This is a genomic window from Euzebya pacifica (assembly GCF_003344865.1).
GTDB classification, from domain to species: domain Bacteria; phylum Actinomycetota; class Nitriliruptoria; order Euzebyales; family Euzebyaceae; genus Euzebya; species Euzebya pacifica.
Genome location: NZ_CP031165.1, coordinates 4999375 through 5013601, shown reverse-complemented (window position 1 = coordinate 5013601; position 14227 = coordinate 4999375). Strand labels below are relative to the sequence as shown.

The 14227-nt window shown below is 71.1% G+C and carries 14 protein-coding genes and 1 tRNA gene; 6 read left to right on the top strand and 9 right to left on the bottom strand.

The window, feature by feature from the left end; genetic code table 11:
• The first annotated feature begins 4 nt into the window (after positions 1–4).
• From DVS28_RS21605 to DVS28_RS21595, 3 genes are all read left to right on the top strand, one after another.
• On the top strand, positions 5–967 hold the full coding sequence (locus tag DVS28_RS21605) for an ABC transporter ATP-binding protein (protein WP_114593313.1): 963 nt from the start codon (positions 5–7) through the stop codon (positions 965–967).
• Positions 964–2679: an ABC transporter permease gene (locus tag DVS28_RS21600; RefSeq protein ID WP_164710884.1), complete on the top strand. Its 1716-nt coding sequence runs from the start codon at positions 964–966 to the stop codon at positions 2677–2679. Before DVS28_RS21605 ends, DVS28_RS21600 begins: the two co-directional genes overlap by 4 nt.
• A 186-nt stretch (positions 2680–2865) precedes the next feature.
• Positions 2866–3921, top strand: a complete 1056-nt coding sequence (locus DVS28_RS21595; protein WP_114593311.1) for a glutathione S-transferase family protein — start codon at positions 2866–2868, stop codon at positions 3919–3921.
• On the opposite strand, the gene DVS28_RS21590 is transcribed toward DVS28_RS21595, so the two are convergent.
• The 6 genes from DVS28_RS21590 to DVS28_RS21565 form a co-directional block, all read right to left on the bottom strand.
• Positions 3905–4231 (bottom strand): hypothetical protein, encoded by a 327-nt coding sequence (locus DVS28_RS21590; RefSeq protein WP_216826210.1) that lies wholly within the window; start codon positions 4229–4231, stop codon positions 3905–3907. The genes DVS28_RS21595 and DVS28_RS21590 overlap by 17 nt on opposite strands.
• Positions 4228–5832 (bottom strand): radical SAM protein, encoded by a 1605-nt coding sequence (locus tag DVS28_RS21585; protein ID WP_114594332.1) that lies wholly within the window; start codon positions 5830–5832, stop codon positions 4228–4230. Before DVS28_RS21585 ends, DVS28_RS21590 begins: the two co-directional genes overlap by 4 nt.
• Before the next feature lie 47 nt (positions 5833–5879).
• A complete protein-coding gene (locus tag DVS28_RS21580) occupies positions 5880–6731 on the bottom strand; it encodes a prolipoprotein diacylglyceryl transferase (protein WP_164710883.1) in 852 nt (283 codons plus the stop codon).
• Positions 6695–6952 (bottom strand): DUF2510 domain-containing protein, encoded by a 258-nt coding sequence (locus tag DVS28_RS21575; RefSeq protein ID WP_114593309.1) that lies wholly within the window; start codon positions 6950–6952, stop codon positions 6695–6697. The genes DVS28_RS21580 and DVS28_RS21575 overlap by 37 nt, the downstream gene beginning before the upstream one ends.
• Complete coding sequence (locus DVS28_RS21570; protein WP_114593308.1) at positions 6952–8514, bottom strand: AMP-binding protein; 1563 nt, start codon at positions 8512–8514, stop codon at positions 6952–6954. Before DVS28_RS21570 ends, DVS28_RS21575 begins: the two co-directional genes overlap by 1 nt.
• Before the next feature lie 196 nt (positions 8515–8710).
• Positions 8711–9259, bottom strand: a complete 549-nt coding sequence (locus DVS28_RS21565; RefSeq protein ID WP_114593307.1) for a hypothetical protein — start codon at positions 9257–9259, stop codon at positions 8711–8713.
• 161 nt (positions 9260–9420) lie between these two features.
• On the opposite strand from DVS28_RS21565, the gene aroQ reads away from it, so the two are divergent.
• Positions 9421–9867 (top strand): type II 3-dehydroquinate dehydratase, encoded by a 447-nt coding sequence (gene aroQ / locus DVS28_RS21560; protein WP_114593306.1) that lies wholly within the window; start codon positions 9421–9423, stop codon positions 9865–9867.
• A gap of 18 nt (positions 9868–9885) precedes the next feature.
• On the opposite strand, the gene DVS28_RS21555 is transcribed toward aroQ, so the two are convergent.
• Both DVS28_RS21555 and DVS28_RS28665 read right to left on the bottom strand, forming a co-directional pair.
• Positions 9886–11721, bottom strand: coding sequence for a sensor histidine kinase (locus DVS28_RS21555; RefSeq protein WP_164710882.1), 1836 nt, complete (start codon positions 11719–11721; stop codon positions 9886–9888).
• A gap of 102 nt (positions 11722–11823) precedes the next feature.
• Positions 11824–11916 (bottom strand) — tRNA-Sec (locus DVS28_RS28665).
• Positions 11917–11993: 77 nt separating this feature from the next.
• Here DVS28_RS28665 and DVS28_RS21550 point away from each other — a divergent pair.
• Complete coding sequence (locus tag DVS28_RS21550; RefSeq protein WP_114593304.1) at positions 11994–12863, top strand: PAC2 family protein; 870 nt, start codon at positions 11994–11996, stop codon at positions 12861–12863.
• Positions 12864–12882: 19 nt separating this feature from the next.
• Here the strand turns inward: DVS28_RS21550 and DVS28_RS21545 are convergent, their stop codons facing one another.
• Positions 12883–13287, bottom strand: coding sequence for a PaaI family thioesterase (locus DVS28_RS21545; protein WP_114593303.1), 405 nt, complete (start codon positions 13285–13287; stop codon positions 12883–12885).
• Positions 13288–13388: 101 nt separating this feature from the next.
• On the opposite strand from DVS28_RS21545, the gene DVS28_RS21540 reads away from it, so the two are divergent.
• Positions 13389–14204, top strand: coding sequence for a tetratricopeptide repeat protein (locus tag DVS28_RS21540; protein WP_114593302.1), 816 nt, complete (start codon positions 13389–13391; stop codon positions 14202–14204).
• Positions 14205–14227 lie beyond the last annotated feature (23 nt).

The window sequence follows — 14227 nt, the reverse complement described above, 5'->3', positions numbered from 1 at the left end:
GTGCATGGCCGCCGAACCCGCCGTCAGTGTCCGTTCCCTCCGCAAGGTCTACGCAGGTGTGCCTGCCGTCGACGACCTGTCATTCGACATCGCTGCCGGGGAGGTCGTGGCCCTGCTCGGCCCCAACGGCGCCGGCAAGACCACCACCGTGGAGATCCTCGAGGGCCATCGAACCCGCGACTCGGGCGAGGTGTCGGTCCTCGGCCACGACCCGGGGAGGGGCGACCGGGCGCTGCGCGAACGGATCGGCATCGTGCTGCAGGAGGCCGGCATCGAGGACGTCTTCAGCGTTCGCGAGATCCTGACCCGCTACCGGTCCATGTACCCCCGGCGACGCGATGTCGATGAGGTGCTGGAGGTCGTCGGGTTGACCGAGAAGGCCGACGACCGGGTGACGTCGCTGTCGGGAGGCCAGCAACGACGGGTCGACCTGGCCCTCGGACTGATCGGCGACCCCGACCTGATCTTCCTGGACGAGCCGACCACCGGCTTCGACCCCTCCGCCCGGCGACAGGCGTGGGAGGTCGTCGAGGGGCTCCGGTCGCTCGGCCGGACCATCCTGCTGACGACCCACTACCTGGACGAGGCCGAGTACCTGGCCGACCGCGTGCTGGTCATCGCCCGTGGCCGACTGCTGGCCGAGGGAACGGCGGCCGACCTGGAGTCCGCGTCCGGACTCCGCCCGACCCTGCGCTTCCGGCTCGGCGACGGGGCGTCGAGGCCGCCCGAGGACCCGGCGGTCATCGGCCTGGACCTGCAGGCGGACCAGTCGGGATGGTTCTCCGCCCCCTCCGACGAGCCGGCACGGGACCTCCACCGGCTGACCGGGTGGGCGCTGGACGCTGGCGTTCGCCTCGAGGGGCTGGAGGTGCGGCGGCCCACCCTGGAGGACGTCTACCTGGACCTCGTCGGCGCGGACGCCGACCCTTCGTCGGATGGAGCGTCGACTCCGGAGGTCCCGGCGTGAGCACGGCCGTGACCGGGCGTCCGACCGTCATCGGGTTGCTGCTCGGCGAGACCCGTGCGCGCGTGACCGCGTTCGTCCGCACGCCGATCGCCGCGTTCTTCACCCTCGTCTTCCCGCTGATCGTGCTGCTGCTCGTCGGCACCCTGGTCGGCAACGCCGTGCTGGAGTCGCGATCGGGGGTGCGGGTCGCCCAGTTCTTCACGCCGGCCATCGCGGCGTACGCGGCGGCGACGGCGGCCTACACGTCGCTGGCGATCGGGTTGTCCATCGACCGCGAGCGGGGGGTCCTGCGTCGCCAGCGGGCGCTGCCCATCCCCACCGCGGCGCTGCTCGGCGGACGAGTCGGGGCCGGCATCGTGTCGGGAACCGCGGCCGTGCTGCTCATGGTCGTTGCCGGTGTGGTGTTCCTCGACGTGCAGATCGTCTGGGGCAAGCTGCCCGCGGCGGCGCTCACGCTGGTCATCGGCATCGCCTGCTTCGCAGCGCTGGGCTTCGCGGTGTCCTCCATCGCCCGGACGCCAGCGGCCACCCAGGCGATCACCAACGGCACGCTGGTCCCGCTGGCGTTCGTCTCCGACGTCTTCGTGGTCGGCGACGACCTGCCCGAAGTGCTGTCGATCGTGGGCGGCATCTTCCCGCTGAAGGCGTTCGCCAACGCGATGGCCGAGGCCTTCAACCCCTTCACCGCCGGCGCCGGCTTCGCGTGGAGCCACCTCGCCCTCATGGTGGCCTGGGCGGTCGGTGCGGCCGTGGTCGCCACCCGCCGCTGGACCTGGGAGACCCCCCGCACGTCCAGCCGAACCGCCCGCGTGTCGGAAAACGGGCCGCCCGTCGTCGATACCCGACACGCGCCGGGGTCAGGGACGTCGTCCCGGCCGAGCGTGTCGCAAGAGGGGCCGCCCGTCGAAGTTGCCCGACACGCGCACGTGGTGGAGGAGGGGGTCGTCCGCCGGTCGACGCTGGTCCGCGGCCAGGTGGTCGACGGGATCCTCGCCACGGTCCGCGTGCCGTCCTCGGCGTTCTTCACCCTCGCCTTTCCCGTGGTCATGCTGCTGCTGTTCAACGCCGTGTTCGGCGACCCCGAGCTGGACGACCGGGGCGGCATACCGCTGGCCCAGCACCTTGCGCCGGCGCTCGGCATCTTCGGCATGGCGACCGTCACCTTCGCCGAGCTGGCCGAACGGCTGGCCACCCAACGCGACCGTGGGATCCTCAAGCGCATCCGGGGGACACCCATGACCCTCGGCGCCTTCGTGGCCGGCCGGATCGGCGCGGCGGTCGTGCTGGGCGTGGTCACCACCGCCGTGGTGCTGCTGGTCGGGGTGCTGTTGGTCGGGGTGACCGTGCCACCCTCCAGGCTGCCCGTCGCTGTCCTCGTCCTCGCGGTGGGGATCGCCACGTTCACGGTGCTGGGCCTGGCGCTGGTCGCGATCGCGCCGCGGGCCGAGGCCGTCTCGCCGCTGGCCAACGCCGCGCTGCTGCCGATGGCCTTCGTCTCCGACGTCTTCCTGATCGGTGAGCTGCCCGGCTTCCTCGTCACCATCGCCGACGTCCTGCCGTTGCGACCGGCCGTGACCGCGCTGTCGGACGTGCTCAACCCCACCATGGACGGCGGCGTCCCGTGGGCGCGCCTGGCGGTGTTGCTGGCGTGGGCCGCCGTCGGCACCGTCGTGGTCCGCTTCCGCTTCACCTGGACGCCCCGACGTGCCTGATCCACCCCCCGCGACCGCAACCCACCCCCCACCGTGGCCGGCCCCACCACCCTGTGTCGTCTCCGTCGACCCCCCTGCGAGCGACACGACACGCATCCGGGGCGTGTCGTGTGGGTCGCGCACGGGTCGACTGGGCCGACACGCCTGGGGTTTGCAGGACAAGTCCGACGGATAGTATGGATTCATATGAGTGATCGAGCCGAACCGTCCGAGTCGTCGCAGGGTTCCTACGTGGAGCCGTCGTTCCAGCGCGACACCGCCTACATCCCCGACCGCATCACCGTCGACGCGCGGGACGGGTGGCCGGTCGAGGCCGGCCGGTACCGGCTGGCGGTGGCCCGCGCCTGCCCCTGGGCGAACCGGGCGGTCATCGTCCGTCGGCTGCTCGGCCTGGAGGACGCGATCTCCATGGCGATCGCCGGGCCGGTGCACGACCAGCGCTCCTGGACGTTCGACCTCGACCCCGGTGCGGTCGACCCCGTCCTCGGGATCCCCCGGTTGAAGGACGCCTACGAGGCGCGGTTCCCCCGCTATCCCAAGGGCATCACCGTGCCCGCCATGGTCGACCTGGAGACCGGCGGCGTGGTCACCAACGACTTCAAGCAGATGACGATCGACTTCTCGCTGGAGTGGACCGCCCACCATCGTGACGGCGCGCCCGACCTGTACCCCGAGCACCTCCGCGACGAGATCGACGACGTCGCCCGCGGCAACTACGAGGCCGTCAACAACGGGGTCTACCGCTGCGGGTTCGCCGGCACCCAGCCGGCCTACGAGGAGGCCTACGACCAGCTGTTCGAACGGCTCGACTGGCTGGGCGAACGGCTGAGCCACCAGCGGTACCTGGTCGGCGACACCATCACCGAGGCCGACGTGCGGCTGTGGCCCACCCTCGTCCGGTTCGACGCGGTCTACCACGGCCACTTCAAGGCCAACCGCAGCAAGCTGAGCGAGATGCCGGTCCTGTGGGCCTACGCCCGCGACCTGTTCCAGACCCCCGGGTTCGGCGACACGATCGACTTCGACCAGATCAAGTCGCACTACTACGAGGTGCACCGGGACGTGAACCCCACCGGCATCGTGCCCAAGGGGCCGGACCTGTCGGGCTGGATGACCCTGCACCACCGCGAGCAGCTCGGCGGCCGACCGTTCGGGGACGGCACCCCGCCGCCCCCGCCGCCCGAGCACGAACGGGTCGCCCCGGCCAGCAACCCGGCCGGCGGCATCATCCGGTCAGCCTGACCACGACCCCCACGACACCCGCGAGGAGGGCCACCGACAGGTAGCCCAGGACCACGCGGGTGTCGCCCAGCTTGCAGCGCGAGGCCAGCAGGCCCGCCCGGTAGGCACGGACGTAGGCCACGATCGCCAGCGTGGCGAACCCGATGACGGCCACGGGCGGGGACACGAGCCATGCGATCAACGCCACCGTCGTCGCGACGCACAACCGCAGCGGGTCCGGCGGCGCGGGTCCGGTCTGCCCGGTCGGGGCGTGCGGCTCGTCCTCGGTGGCGGAGGTGAAGGCCCTCGGAACCCGCGGATCGGCGCTCACCGGCCGGGTCCCGTCGACACCACCGGCAGTGATCGGCCGGGCCGCCCGACCGACGGGGCCGTCTCACCAGCCGTCAACCGCGACAGCCGTTGGCCCGACAGCTCCGTCCAGCTCTGCACGGCGCAGAACGGCGCGCACTGGTTCGCCTCGGCGTCTCGGGTGCCGACGTGCACGCAGCACTGCAGCAGTCGCTCCTCCACCATCGTGTCGATGTCCATGAACGGCTTGACGGTGATCCGCACGATCCGTTCGGCCAGCAGCTTGCGGAGGGACCGCCGTGACGCGCCCGCCCGCGCCAGCTTCAGCAGGCCGGGGACCCCCAGGTCGCAGGCGTCACAGACGGTCCTGAACAGCTCGGCGGTCTCGGGGTGGGTCAACGACGACCGCTCCGACAGCAGCCCGAGCAACGACTCGCGGACCAGCACCCGCAGGTCCTCCGCCAGCTCGGGCTTGGCCATGCCGGTGTTGGCCACCAGCCCGAGGTGCTCGGCCAGCACCTCCGGCCCCAACAACGCGACCAGGGATCGCCAGACCGGTTGATCGGCAGGTCCCCGCTGGTCTGTCCTGAACATGTAGCCGACCGAGCAGCAGTGGGGGTGGGAGCAGGGGAGGGCGGTCAGGTCGCGCCAGGTCACCCGGCCGTCGGTCTGGGGGCCGAGCCGGGCCAGCACGCCGGTGTGGGTCAGGCGGTCCAGCGAGTCGATCGCGCCCGACCGCCCGGCCCCGAACTGCGGCTGCAACGACACACCGGTGATGTAGGGCGTCGACAGCGCCAGGTCGACCACGGCGCCGATCTCGTGGTCGTTGACGCCCTTGGCGATCGTCATCGTCAGCGTGGTGAACACCTCGGCGTCCGACAGCGCCTGCACCGCCTCGGCCTTGACCCGTCGCAGGTCCGCGCCGCGGTGGTGGCGGTGCCCCTCCAGGTCGAAGCCGTCGTGCTGCAGGTACACCTCGACCCGATCCCGGTGCCGTCGCAGGACGTCCAGGACCGCTGACTCGCCGCGAGCGATCGTCAGGCCGTTGGTGTTGACCAGCACCCGTACGACGTCGCGTTCCAGCAACCGGTCCAGCAGCTCGCCGAAGCGGGGGTGCAGGGTCGGTTCGCCGCCCGACAGCATGACCACGTCGAGCCGGCCGTTCTCGCGGGCCAGCCGCTGGTCGACGTTGGCCAGCGCCTCCTCGACCGGCACGAAGCCGTCGACGTCGGGACCGGACCCGGCGAAGCAGGTCGGGCACGACAGGTTGCAGGTGTCGGTCAGGTCCTCCAGCAGGATGCAGGTGTGCTGGGTCTGCAGCTCGCCGAGGCCCTGCAGGTAGCCCGCAGGGGGAGGGGTGAAGTTGCCGGGTGTGTCGGGCACGTGCACCTTCGTCGGGGCCGTCCACCGCTCCAACCAGTCGAGGATCTCGGGGTCCTCGTCGTACAGCGTGACGATCCGTCCGTGGTCGGGGCAGCCGCGGACCAGCCACACGTGGCCGTCGGCCTCCGACAGGTAACCGGGCAGCCGCTGGGCCCCGGCCACCGAGCCACCGTCCCGCTCGTGGCACAGCGGACACCACGACGTGACGTAGCGCCGGATCCGGTCGGTCCGCGTCGCCATGCCCTTCGCCGGTGGCACCGCGGAGGGTGGGCCGACACGCAGGTCGCTCACGATCCCACCCCGACGCCCACATCGATGCCGGTCCCGACGCCGACGGCAGGCGGTCGCAGCAGCCCCGACCGCCAGGTCCGGACGAGACGCCACGCCAGCAACGGCACGGTCACGAGCAGGAACACCTGCGAGCCCGACAGCGGCCCCACGAGGTCGGGGTTGGTCCGCAGGAACTCGCTGGCGAACCGGAACGTCCCGTAGGCAAGCAGCCACACCGTGAACATCATCCCTCGTTTGTGCAGGCGATCACGCAGCGCCAGCACCGCCACCAGCGACATCACGTGGAATCCGATCTCGTAGGCATGGGTCGGGTGGCTCGGGAGCAGGCACGCCGTGTCGCAGCCCGCGACCGCGTCGGCCTGCTCGGCTGACAGCGCAACACCCCACGGCAGCGACGTCGGGGTGCCAAGCGGCTCGGTCAGCAGGCAACCGATCCTCCCGACGGCCATCGCGGCCGGGACCGCGGGGGCGAACAGGTCGCCGGTGGAGTGGTGGATGCCGACCAGCTTCTTGGTGACCTCGGCCCCGGCGTACGCCCCGAACAGCCCGCCGAGGATCGACTTGCCGCCGTAGGCCAGCACGCCCAGCACCGACGGGTCGTCGACGGTCAGCAGGTACCGCCAGGTCGTGGCGCCCTTGGCCAGCGCCACCCCGCCCACGAGCGCCCCGGCGGCCACCAGGAGGTGGGCACGGTCGGCCATGCCCCGACGGCGCGCCTCGGCGACGTACACGGCCAGGCCGACCAACGCGCCGAGCACGACGAACAGGTCGTGGAGCGGCACGGACCACACGCCGACCTGCCAGGACGGGGTCACTGCGGCGTCGCCCCGGACAGCAGCGCCACGCACGCACCGAACAGCAGGCCGATTATCGCCGCGGAGACCAGCAGCCACGCAACGATGGACCCCACGACGACGAGGGCGATCCGGCCGCCGCTGGCCCGCGGCTTGGGAGGTGGATGGTCGGGACCCAGCCGGACGTCAGCGACGTGGTCGGTCCATGCCTGCCCGTCCCACCACCGCATCGCGCGTTGGTTGGCAGGGTCGGGGAACCATCCGGCCGGTGGCATCAGCCCGCGTCGTTGCGGTCCCGCAGCACGCGTCGGAGGATCTTGCCGGACGCGGACTTGGGGATCTCGTCGAGCACCGTGATGCGGTGGAGCTGCTTGTAGGTGGCGACCTCCTCGGCGACGAACGCCTTGATGTCGTCCTCGGTGGTCCCGCGACCCTCCTTGAGGACCACGTACCCGATCGGCAGCTCGCCGGCGTCGTCGTCGGGGATGCCGATGACCGCGGCGTCGGCCACATCCGGGTGGGTCAGCAGCAGCGCCTCGAGCTCGGCCGGGGGCACCTGGAAGCCCTTGTACTTGATGAGCTCCTTGAGCCGGTCGACGATGTAGACGTGCCCATCGGCGTCGACCTTCGCGACGTCGCCGGTGCGCAGCCAGCCGTCGTCGGTGATGGTGTCGGCCGTCGCTCGCTCGTTGTTGAGGTACCCCTTCATCACCTGGGGGCCGCGGATCCACAGCTCGCCCTCGGCGTCGGTGCCGAGCGACTCACCGCTGAGCGGGTCCACGATCATGATCTCGGTGTTGGGGGTGGTCACGCCGACGCTGCCCGGCTTGTAGCCCCCGGGGGTGGTCAGCTGCGTCACCGGGGACAGCTCGGTCATGCCGTAACCCTGCACCACCTCGCAACCCAGGCGGCCAGCGGCCTCCTCCGCGAGCTCCGCCGAAAGGGGCGCGGCACCGGAGAAGATCGTCTCCATCTTCGACAGGTCGAAGCCCTCGACCGCGGGGTGCTTGGCGAGGAACACCACGATCGGCGGGGCGACGAAGGCCCGGGTGCACCCGTGCTGGGCGTTCAGCTCCAGGAACTGCATCGGGTCGAACCGCGGCATGGTGATGATGGTCGCGCCGGTCCGCAGCCCCGAGTTCATCAGCACCTGCATGCCGTAGATGTGGAAGAACGGCAGGACGGCGACGAACGACTCCTCCGCCGTCAGGTCCATCGGCACACGGGTCTGCTGGATGTTGGCGACCAGGTTTCGGTGGGTCAGCATCACCCCCTTGGACAGGCCCGTGGTGCCCGAGGAGTAGGGCAGCACGACGACGTCGTCGAGGTCGACCTCGACCTGATCGGCAAGCGGCTCGCCGAACAGCGCCGTCAGGGGTTCGGCCCCCTCCGCCTCGCCGATGACGTGGATGGACTCCACCGTCGTGCCCTCGATGGCCTCGCGGGCGGTGTCGAGGAACATCCCGACCGTGACCAGCATGGTCGCGCCGGCGTCGGTCAGCTGGTGGCGGATCTCCTTGGCGGTGTAGGTCGGGTTGATCGTGGTGACCGCGCCGCCGGTCATCGCCACGCCGTGGAAGACCACGGCGTACTCGGGGAGGTTGGGGGCGAGGATCGCCAGGACGTCGCCCTTGCCGAAGCCCCGTGCCACCAGCCCACCGGCGAGCGCACGGATGCCCTGGTCGAGCTGGCTGTAGGTCAGCGTCCGACCGGTCGGCCCGTCGATCAGGGCCGGCTTGTCGCCCAGCTGGGCGGCGTTGGCCATGGTGAACGGCGTCAGCGCCTGTTCGGGGATCTCCAGGGAAGGCAGCGGGCTCTGGTGGACGATGGACGCCATGGACGGGTTCCTCGGCTCGGGGGTGGGGGTCGCCCGGATCCTGCACCCTCCGCGCCGAGAAGTGAAGCCCGGGGCCCAAGGCCGTTCGGCAACCCACGTGTCCCCGTCGAGGTACCCGAGCCACGACGAGAAGCGGGGCCGGCCCGTGGGCCGGCCCCGTCCGGGGGAGGTGGGGGGTGTCCTCCCCCGGAGGTGGTCAGATCTCGGAGCCGGACTCGGTCACGCCGGCGTCGTTGCCCGCGCCGCCCATGCCCCGGTGTCCGTGCCCACGGCCGTGGCCGCGGTGGCCGAAGCCGAAGCCGAGGCCCTCGTTGGACTCGATGCGCTCGATGATCTCGTCAGCGCGCTCCTGGGTGATGGTGCCGTCGGCGACCTTCTCCCGGATCCGCTCGATGGCGACGGTCCGGAACGCACCGGTCAGCTCGTCGCTGGTCACGCCGAGCTCGGCGGCGACGTCGTCGACGAAGGCCTCTCCTTCGGCCTCGCGCTCGGCCTGGAGGGCCTCGCGCTCCTCGTCGGTCAGGGACTCACGGTCGGGACGAGTCGAGTCCTCGTCGCTGCTGTCCTCGTCGCTGCTGTCGTCGGTCGCGCCATCCTCGGTCGCGTCCTCGGTGGTGTCCTCGGTGGTGTCCTCCGTGGCGTCGTCCTCCTGGGCCCGGGAGATGCCGACGGGCGAGAGGAACAGCGCCAGGCTGAGCAGCGCGGCGATGGCGAGCGCCGACACGGTCTTGGCGGTGGTGGTCATGATGGAAACGCCTTTCGTTGCGGTCCGGTGGCCCGGCGGATGTCCCGTCCGGCTCGAACAACAGATTGGGTGCCGTTCGTGAGGGGACTCTGAGAGGTCGTTGGCGGTCCTCTGAGAACCCTCCCCGCCGCCCGCGACCGACGTGACTACGCTGCAGGGCGATGGCACACGACGTCCTGCTGCTCAACGGCCCGAACCTCAACATGCTGGGCGTGCGCGAGCCCGAGGTGTACGGGGCCGACACGCTGCAGGACATCGTCGCGAAGGTCACCGCCCACGCCGGCGACCGGGCCGTCATCAGCCACGTGCAGTCCAACCACGAGGGCGAGCTGGTCGAGGCGCTGCACGCCGCCCACGGCACCCGTGCCGGCGTCGTGTTCAACCCGGGGGCCTACACCCACACGTCGGTCGCCCTGCGGGACGCCATCAGCGCCTGCGGCCTGCCGGTGGTCGAGACCCACCTGTCCAACGTGCACGCCCGCGAGGAGTTCCGGCACCGGTCGTTGCTGGCCGGGGTGTGCCTCGGCGTGGTCGCGGGGTTCGGCTGGCGCAGCTACACGGTGGCGCTCGACGGCCTGCTGGCCCACCTGGACGCCGTGGCGAGCTGATGCCGATCGCGTCGGCGGTCAGCCGGCGGTGTCGACGGCGGCAGGGGTCTCCTCCGCCCGACTCGATTCGGTGGGCGCCGGTGCGACCGTGAACCAGAACGTGGCGCCGTTGCCGGGGCTGGACCGCACGCCGATGCGGCCGCCCGCCGCCTCGATGTGCTTCTTGGAGATCGCCAACCCCATGCCCGTGCCGGGGTACTCCTGACGGGTGTGCAGCCGGCGGAGCATCACGAAGATCTCCTCGTGATAGCTCGGGTCGATGCCCATCCCGTTGTCGGTCACCGTGATCCGCCACATGTCGTCCTCGCGAGTGGCCGTGCCACGGATGTGGACCTCCCCGGGAGAGCGGTACTTCAGGGCGTTGCCGATGAGGTTCTGGAAGACCTGGGTCATCGCCGCCGGTTCGGCCAGGACCGTCGGCAGCGGGTCCGCCTCGACGATGGCCTCGGCGTCCAGGATCGACGCCGCGAGCGAGCTGACGGCCTGCTGCCAGGACGTGTTGAGGTCCACCGCCTCCAGGACGTGGTCCCGACCGGCGCGGGAGTAGTCCAGCAGCTCGCTGATCAGCGTCGACATGCGGCTGGCGCCGTCGCGGGCGTAGGCGATGTACTCCAGCGCTCGCTCGTCCAGCTCCTCGGAGTACTGCATCTGCAGCAGCCCGACGAAGCTCGACACCGTGCGCAGCGGCTCCTGCAGGTCGTGGGAGGCGACGTAGGCGAATCGTTCGAGCTCGAGGTTGGACCGGGCAAGCTCCTCACGGCTCTGCCGCAGGTCCTTGGTCATCGACTCGGCCAGCCGCACCGCGCGGATGCGGGCGGTCGACATCGACCACAGTCCCATCACGATGAGGGTCGTGATGATCAACCCCACGACCACGATCACCCACGGTGTGGCTCGCTCGAAGGGGGTGGTCAGCGGTTCGACGGCCTGGTAGAGGATCGCCCAGCGCCGACCGCCGATGTCATAGCGGAGCAGACGGGAGTCGGCGTCGTCGACGCCGTCGGGGACGGTTGCCCGGTCGCCGTAGGTCTGGTTGTCGATGCTGGCGGGCACCGGGTCGTCGGGGGTGCCGACGTCGTAGACCTCCAGCCGGGCATCGGCGTCCTCCAGCACCCCCTCCACGAGGTCGCCCATGCGGAAGGCGGCGTAGGACACGCCGCTGAACGCGGCGCGCCGCTCCTCCACCGTGGAGGCGGTTGGATCGTCGTAGATGGCGACCATCACGAGGAACCCGCTCTGCGATCCGGTCTCCTGGACGAGGACGATCGGGGCCGTTGTCGCCACCTGCCCGGTGTCGCGGGTCAGCTCGACCGCGGCGCGACGGTTGGCCTCGGAGAAGAAGTCCAGGCCGAACGCGGCCTCGTTGCCCGTCGTCGGTTCGACGTAGTCGATCAGGACCTTCGTGTCGTCGTCCGTCCGCGGGTGGGGCACGAACGCGGGGTAGCCGTCGACACCCGACGCATCGGCATCGACGGCGGCGACGAGGTCATCGAGTCCGTCCGCGTCCACACGCGTCGCGTGGCCGATCACCTGGATGCCGGGATAGCGGTCGTCGAGCTCGAGCGCGCCGACGAACTCGCGCCAGTCGGCTCGGCTGACGGGACCGGCGACGAACATGCCGCGTCCCCCGAAGATCGACTCGGTGTAGGCCTGCATCCGCCGGTCGATGGCCTCCCGGGCTTCATTGGCCCGTCGATCCAGCCGGTCCTGTGCGCTGGAGTCCACCGTCCGGGTTGCCCAGACCGCGAGGACGGCGGTCAGCGCCAGCAGCACCGCCCCCGTGATCCACGGCAGCGCGACGGGCCACACCGAGCGTGATGACGCCTCGGTGTCCCGCGTTCCGTCAGGTCCCACCATCGACATGGTAGGGCCACGATCGGCGACAGATGGTCCGATGTGAACCAGATCCGGTCATGGGGGTCGCGAAACCGGGATGCCGGTTCGGCGGTACGAGAGCGGAGGCGGACGGGAATCGAACCCGCCAGGACGGCCGAGCCGCCCTCATCGGTGTTGAAGACCGTGGGGCCCACCAGGAACCCAGACGCCCCCATGGGGGTCGCACACCCTACCCGGTCCGGGCATGCCGCTCGTGAGGAGCGGTGCGTCGCCGACTAGCCTTGAGGGTCATGGCCACCCCCTCCATCCACTGGACCCAGGAAGTGCCGGCGCTGCGGCGCCCGGTGATGCTGCTCGCGCTCGATGGCTTCATCGACGCGGGCAACGCCGCCCAGACGGCCGCCATGTTCCTGCGGCACCGCTGGACCGCAGAGGTCGTGGCCACCTTCGACCACGACACGTTCATCGACTACCGCGCCCGTCGGCCCACGACGGTGATGGACAGCGGGGTCCTGCGACGCATGGAGTTCGAGGAGCTGCAGGTCCTGGTCGCACGGGTCGAGGACTCGCCGCACGACGCGGTGTTCCTGCTCGGCCCCGAGCCCGACATGCGATGGGAGGCGTTCTGCGCCACCGTCGTCCGGCTGTGTCGCGACCTGGGCATCGAGCAGGTCATCGGCCTGGGGGCCTATCCGGCCGCGGTGCCCCACACCCGCCCGGTCAACGTGACCTCTGCACGCAACATCGCCTCCGGCGAGGTGCTGCCCACCACCAGCGAGGTCGCCGGCTACACGGGCCCGGTGGGCGCGCAGGTGATGCTGCAGCATCGCATGGGCGAGGCAGGTATCCCGGCGGTCGGCATGTGGGCCGAGGTGCCCCATTACATCTCCGCCAACAACCATCCCTCCTCGGCGCTTGCGCTGGTCGACGTGGTGGCCGGGGCGTTCGGGGTGGCCATCGACACCACCGAGCTGCAGGCCGCGGCACGTGCCCACGAGGAGCAGGTCGACGACGCCGTCGCCGACCACCCGGAGGCAGCCGTCATGATCAGCCGGCTCGAGGCGCACCACGACGAGGGCGGCACGGCGATGCAGGTGCCGTCCGGTGACGACCTGGCCGCCGAGATCGAGCGCTTCCTGTCCGACCGGGGCGGCGAGTAGCGCAGCCCCGACGCGGCGGTCAGTCCGCGACGCCGTCGGGCAGGTTGAACAACCGAACCTTGGACTGGGCGACCTTCCGTCCCTCCTGGTCGGTCATGTCGACCTCCCACAGCTGGGAGGACCGGCCCACGTGGATGGGGGTGGCGACGGCGGTGATGGTGCCCTCGCGCATCGAACGGAGGAAGTCGGTGTGGTTGGACATGCCGACGGCCGGCTTGCCACCGATCGCCATGACCGCACCCACGCTGGCCGCTGACTCCGCGAGGGTGCAGTACACGCCCCCGTGCACGATGCCGTAGGGCTGGTGGTGGGTGTCGTTGATCTCCAGGCGCACCTCGCAGCGCTCGGGCGTGAGGTCGATGACCTCGACACCGAGCAGCTCGAGGAATCCGTCGCGGGGGAAGTTCTTCGGGTCGATTTCCATGCCCGGCAGTCTGGCTCGTGGACGGGGCCGCGGCTGCATCGAGGCCGGGTGGCCGGACAGGCGCCTGTCGACGTTGCAGACGCTGCCTAGATTGGGGCGCCATGAGCGTTGTCGTGAAGGACGTACAGGAATCGGAGTTCGTCGACGTCGTCGTGGAGGGCTCGAAGTCCCGCCCCGTCGTGGTCGACTTCTGGGCCGAGTGGTGTGGGCCGTGCCGCCAGCTCTCGCCCCTGCTGGAGCAGATGGCCGAGCAGCACGCCGGCCAGGTCGACGTGGTCAAGGTCAACGTCGACCACGCGCCACGGTTGGCCCAGCAGTTCGGCGTGCAGGGCATCCCGGCGGTGAAGGCCTTCGTCGACGGCAAGGTCGCGGGCGAGTTCACCGGCCTGCAGCCCGCCCCCGTCGTGGCGCAGTTCTTCGCCGGGCTCGGTCCGTCGGAGGCCGACCGGCTGGTCATCGCCGCCGGGACCGAATCCGACGCCGACCGCCGCCGCAGCCTGCTCGAGCAGGCGATGGAGCTGGAGGTCGACCACCCCGCTGCGGCGTTGGCGCTGGCCGCCGACACCGACGACGTCGAGGCGGCGCGGGCCGTCCTGGCCAGGGCCCGCCCGACCCCCGAGGTCCAGCAGGCCATCGCGGCGCTCAGCCTGACGGCCACCAGCGAGGAGGTCGGCAACGTCGAGGACCTCCGTCGACTCGTCGCGCAGGGCGACGAGGAAGCTCGGGTTGCGCTGGGTCGTGCGCTGGCTGCCGGCGGGGACCACGAGGACGCGATCGCGGTGCTGCTGGACGGGGTCCGGACCCCGTCGACCAAGGACGAGGCACGCGACGCGTTGCTGGAGGTCTTCACCGTCCTCGGCAACGACCACCCGCTGGTCAAGCAGGCCCGCCCGAGGCTGGCCGCCGCGCTGTTCTGAGCCGCTGCTGACCCGGCGCGAGC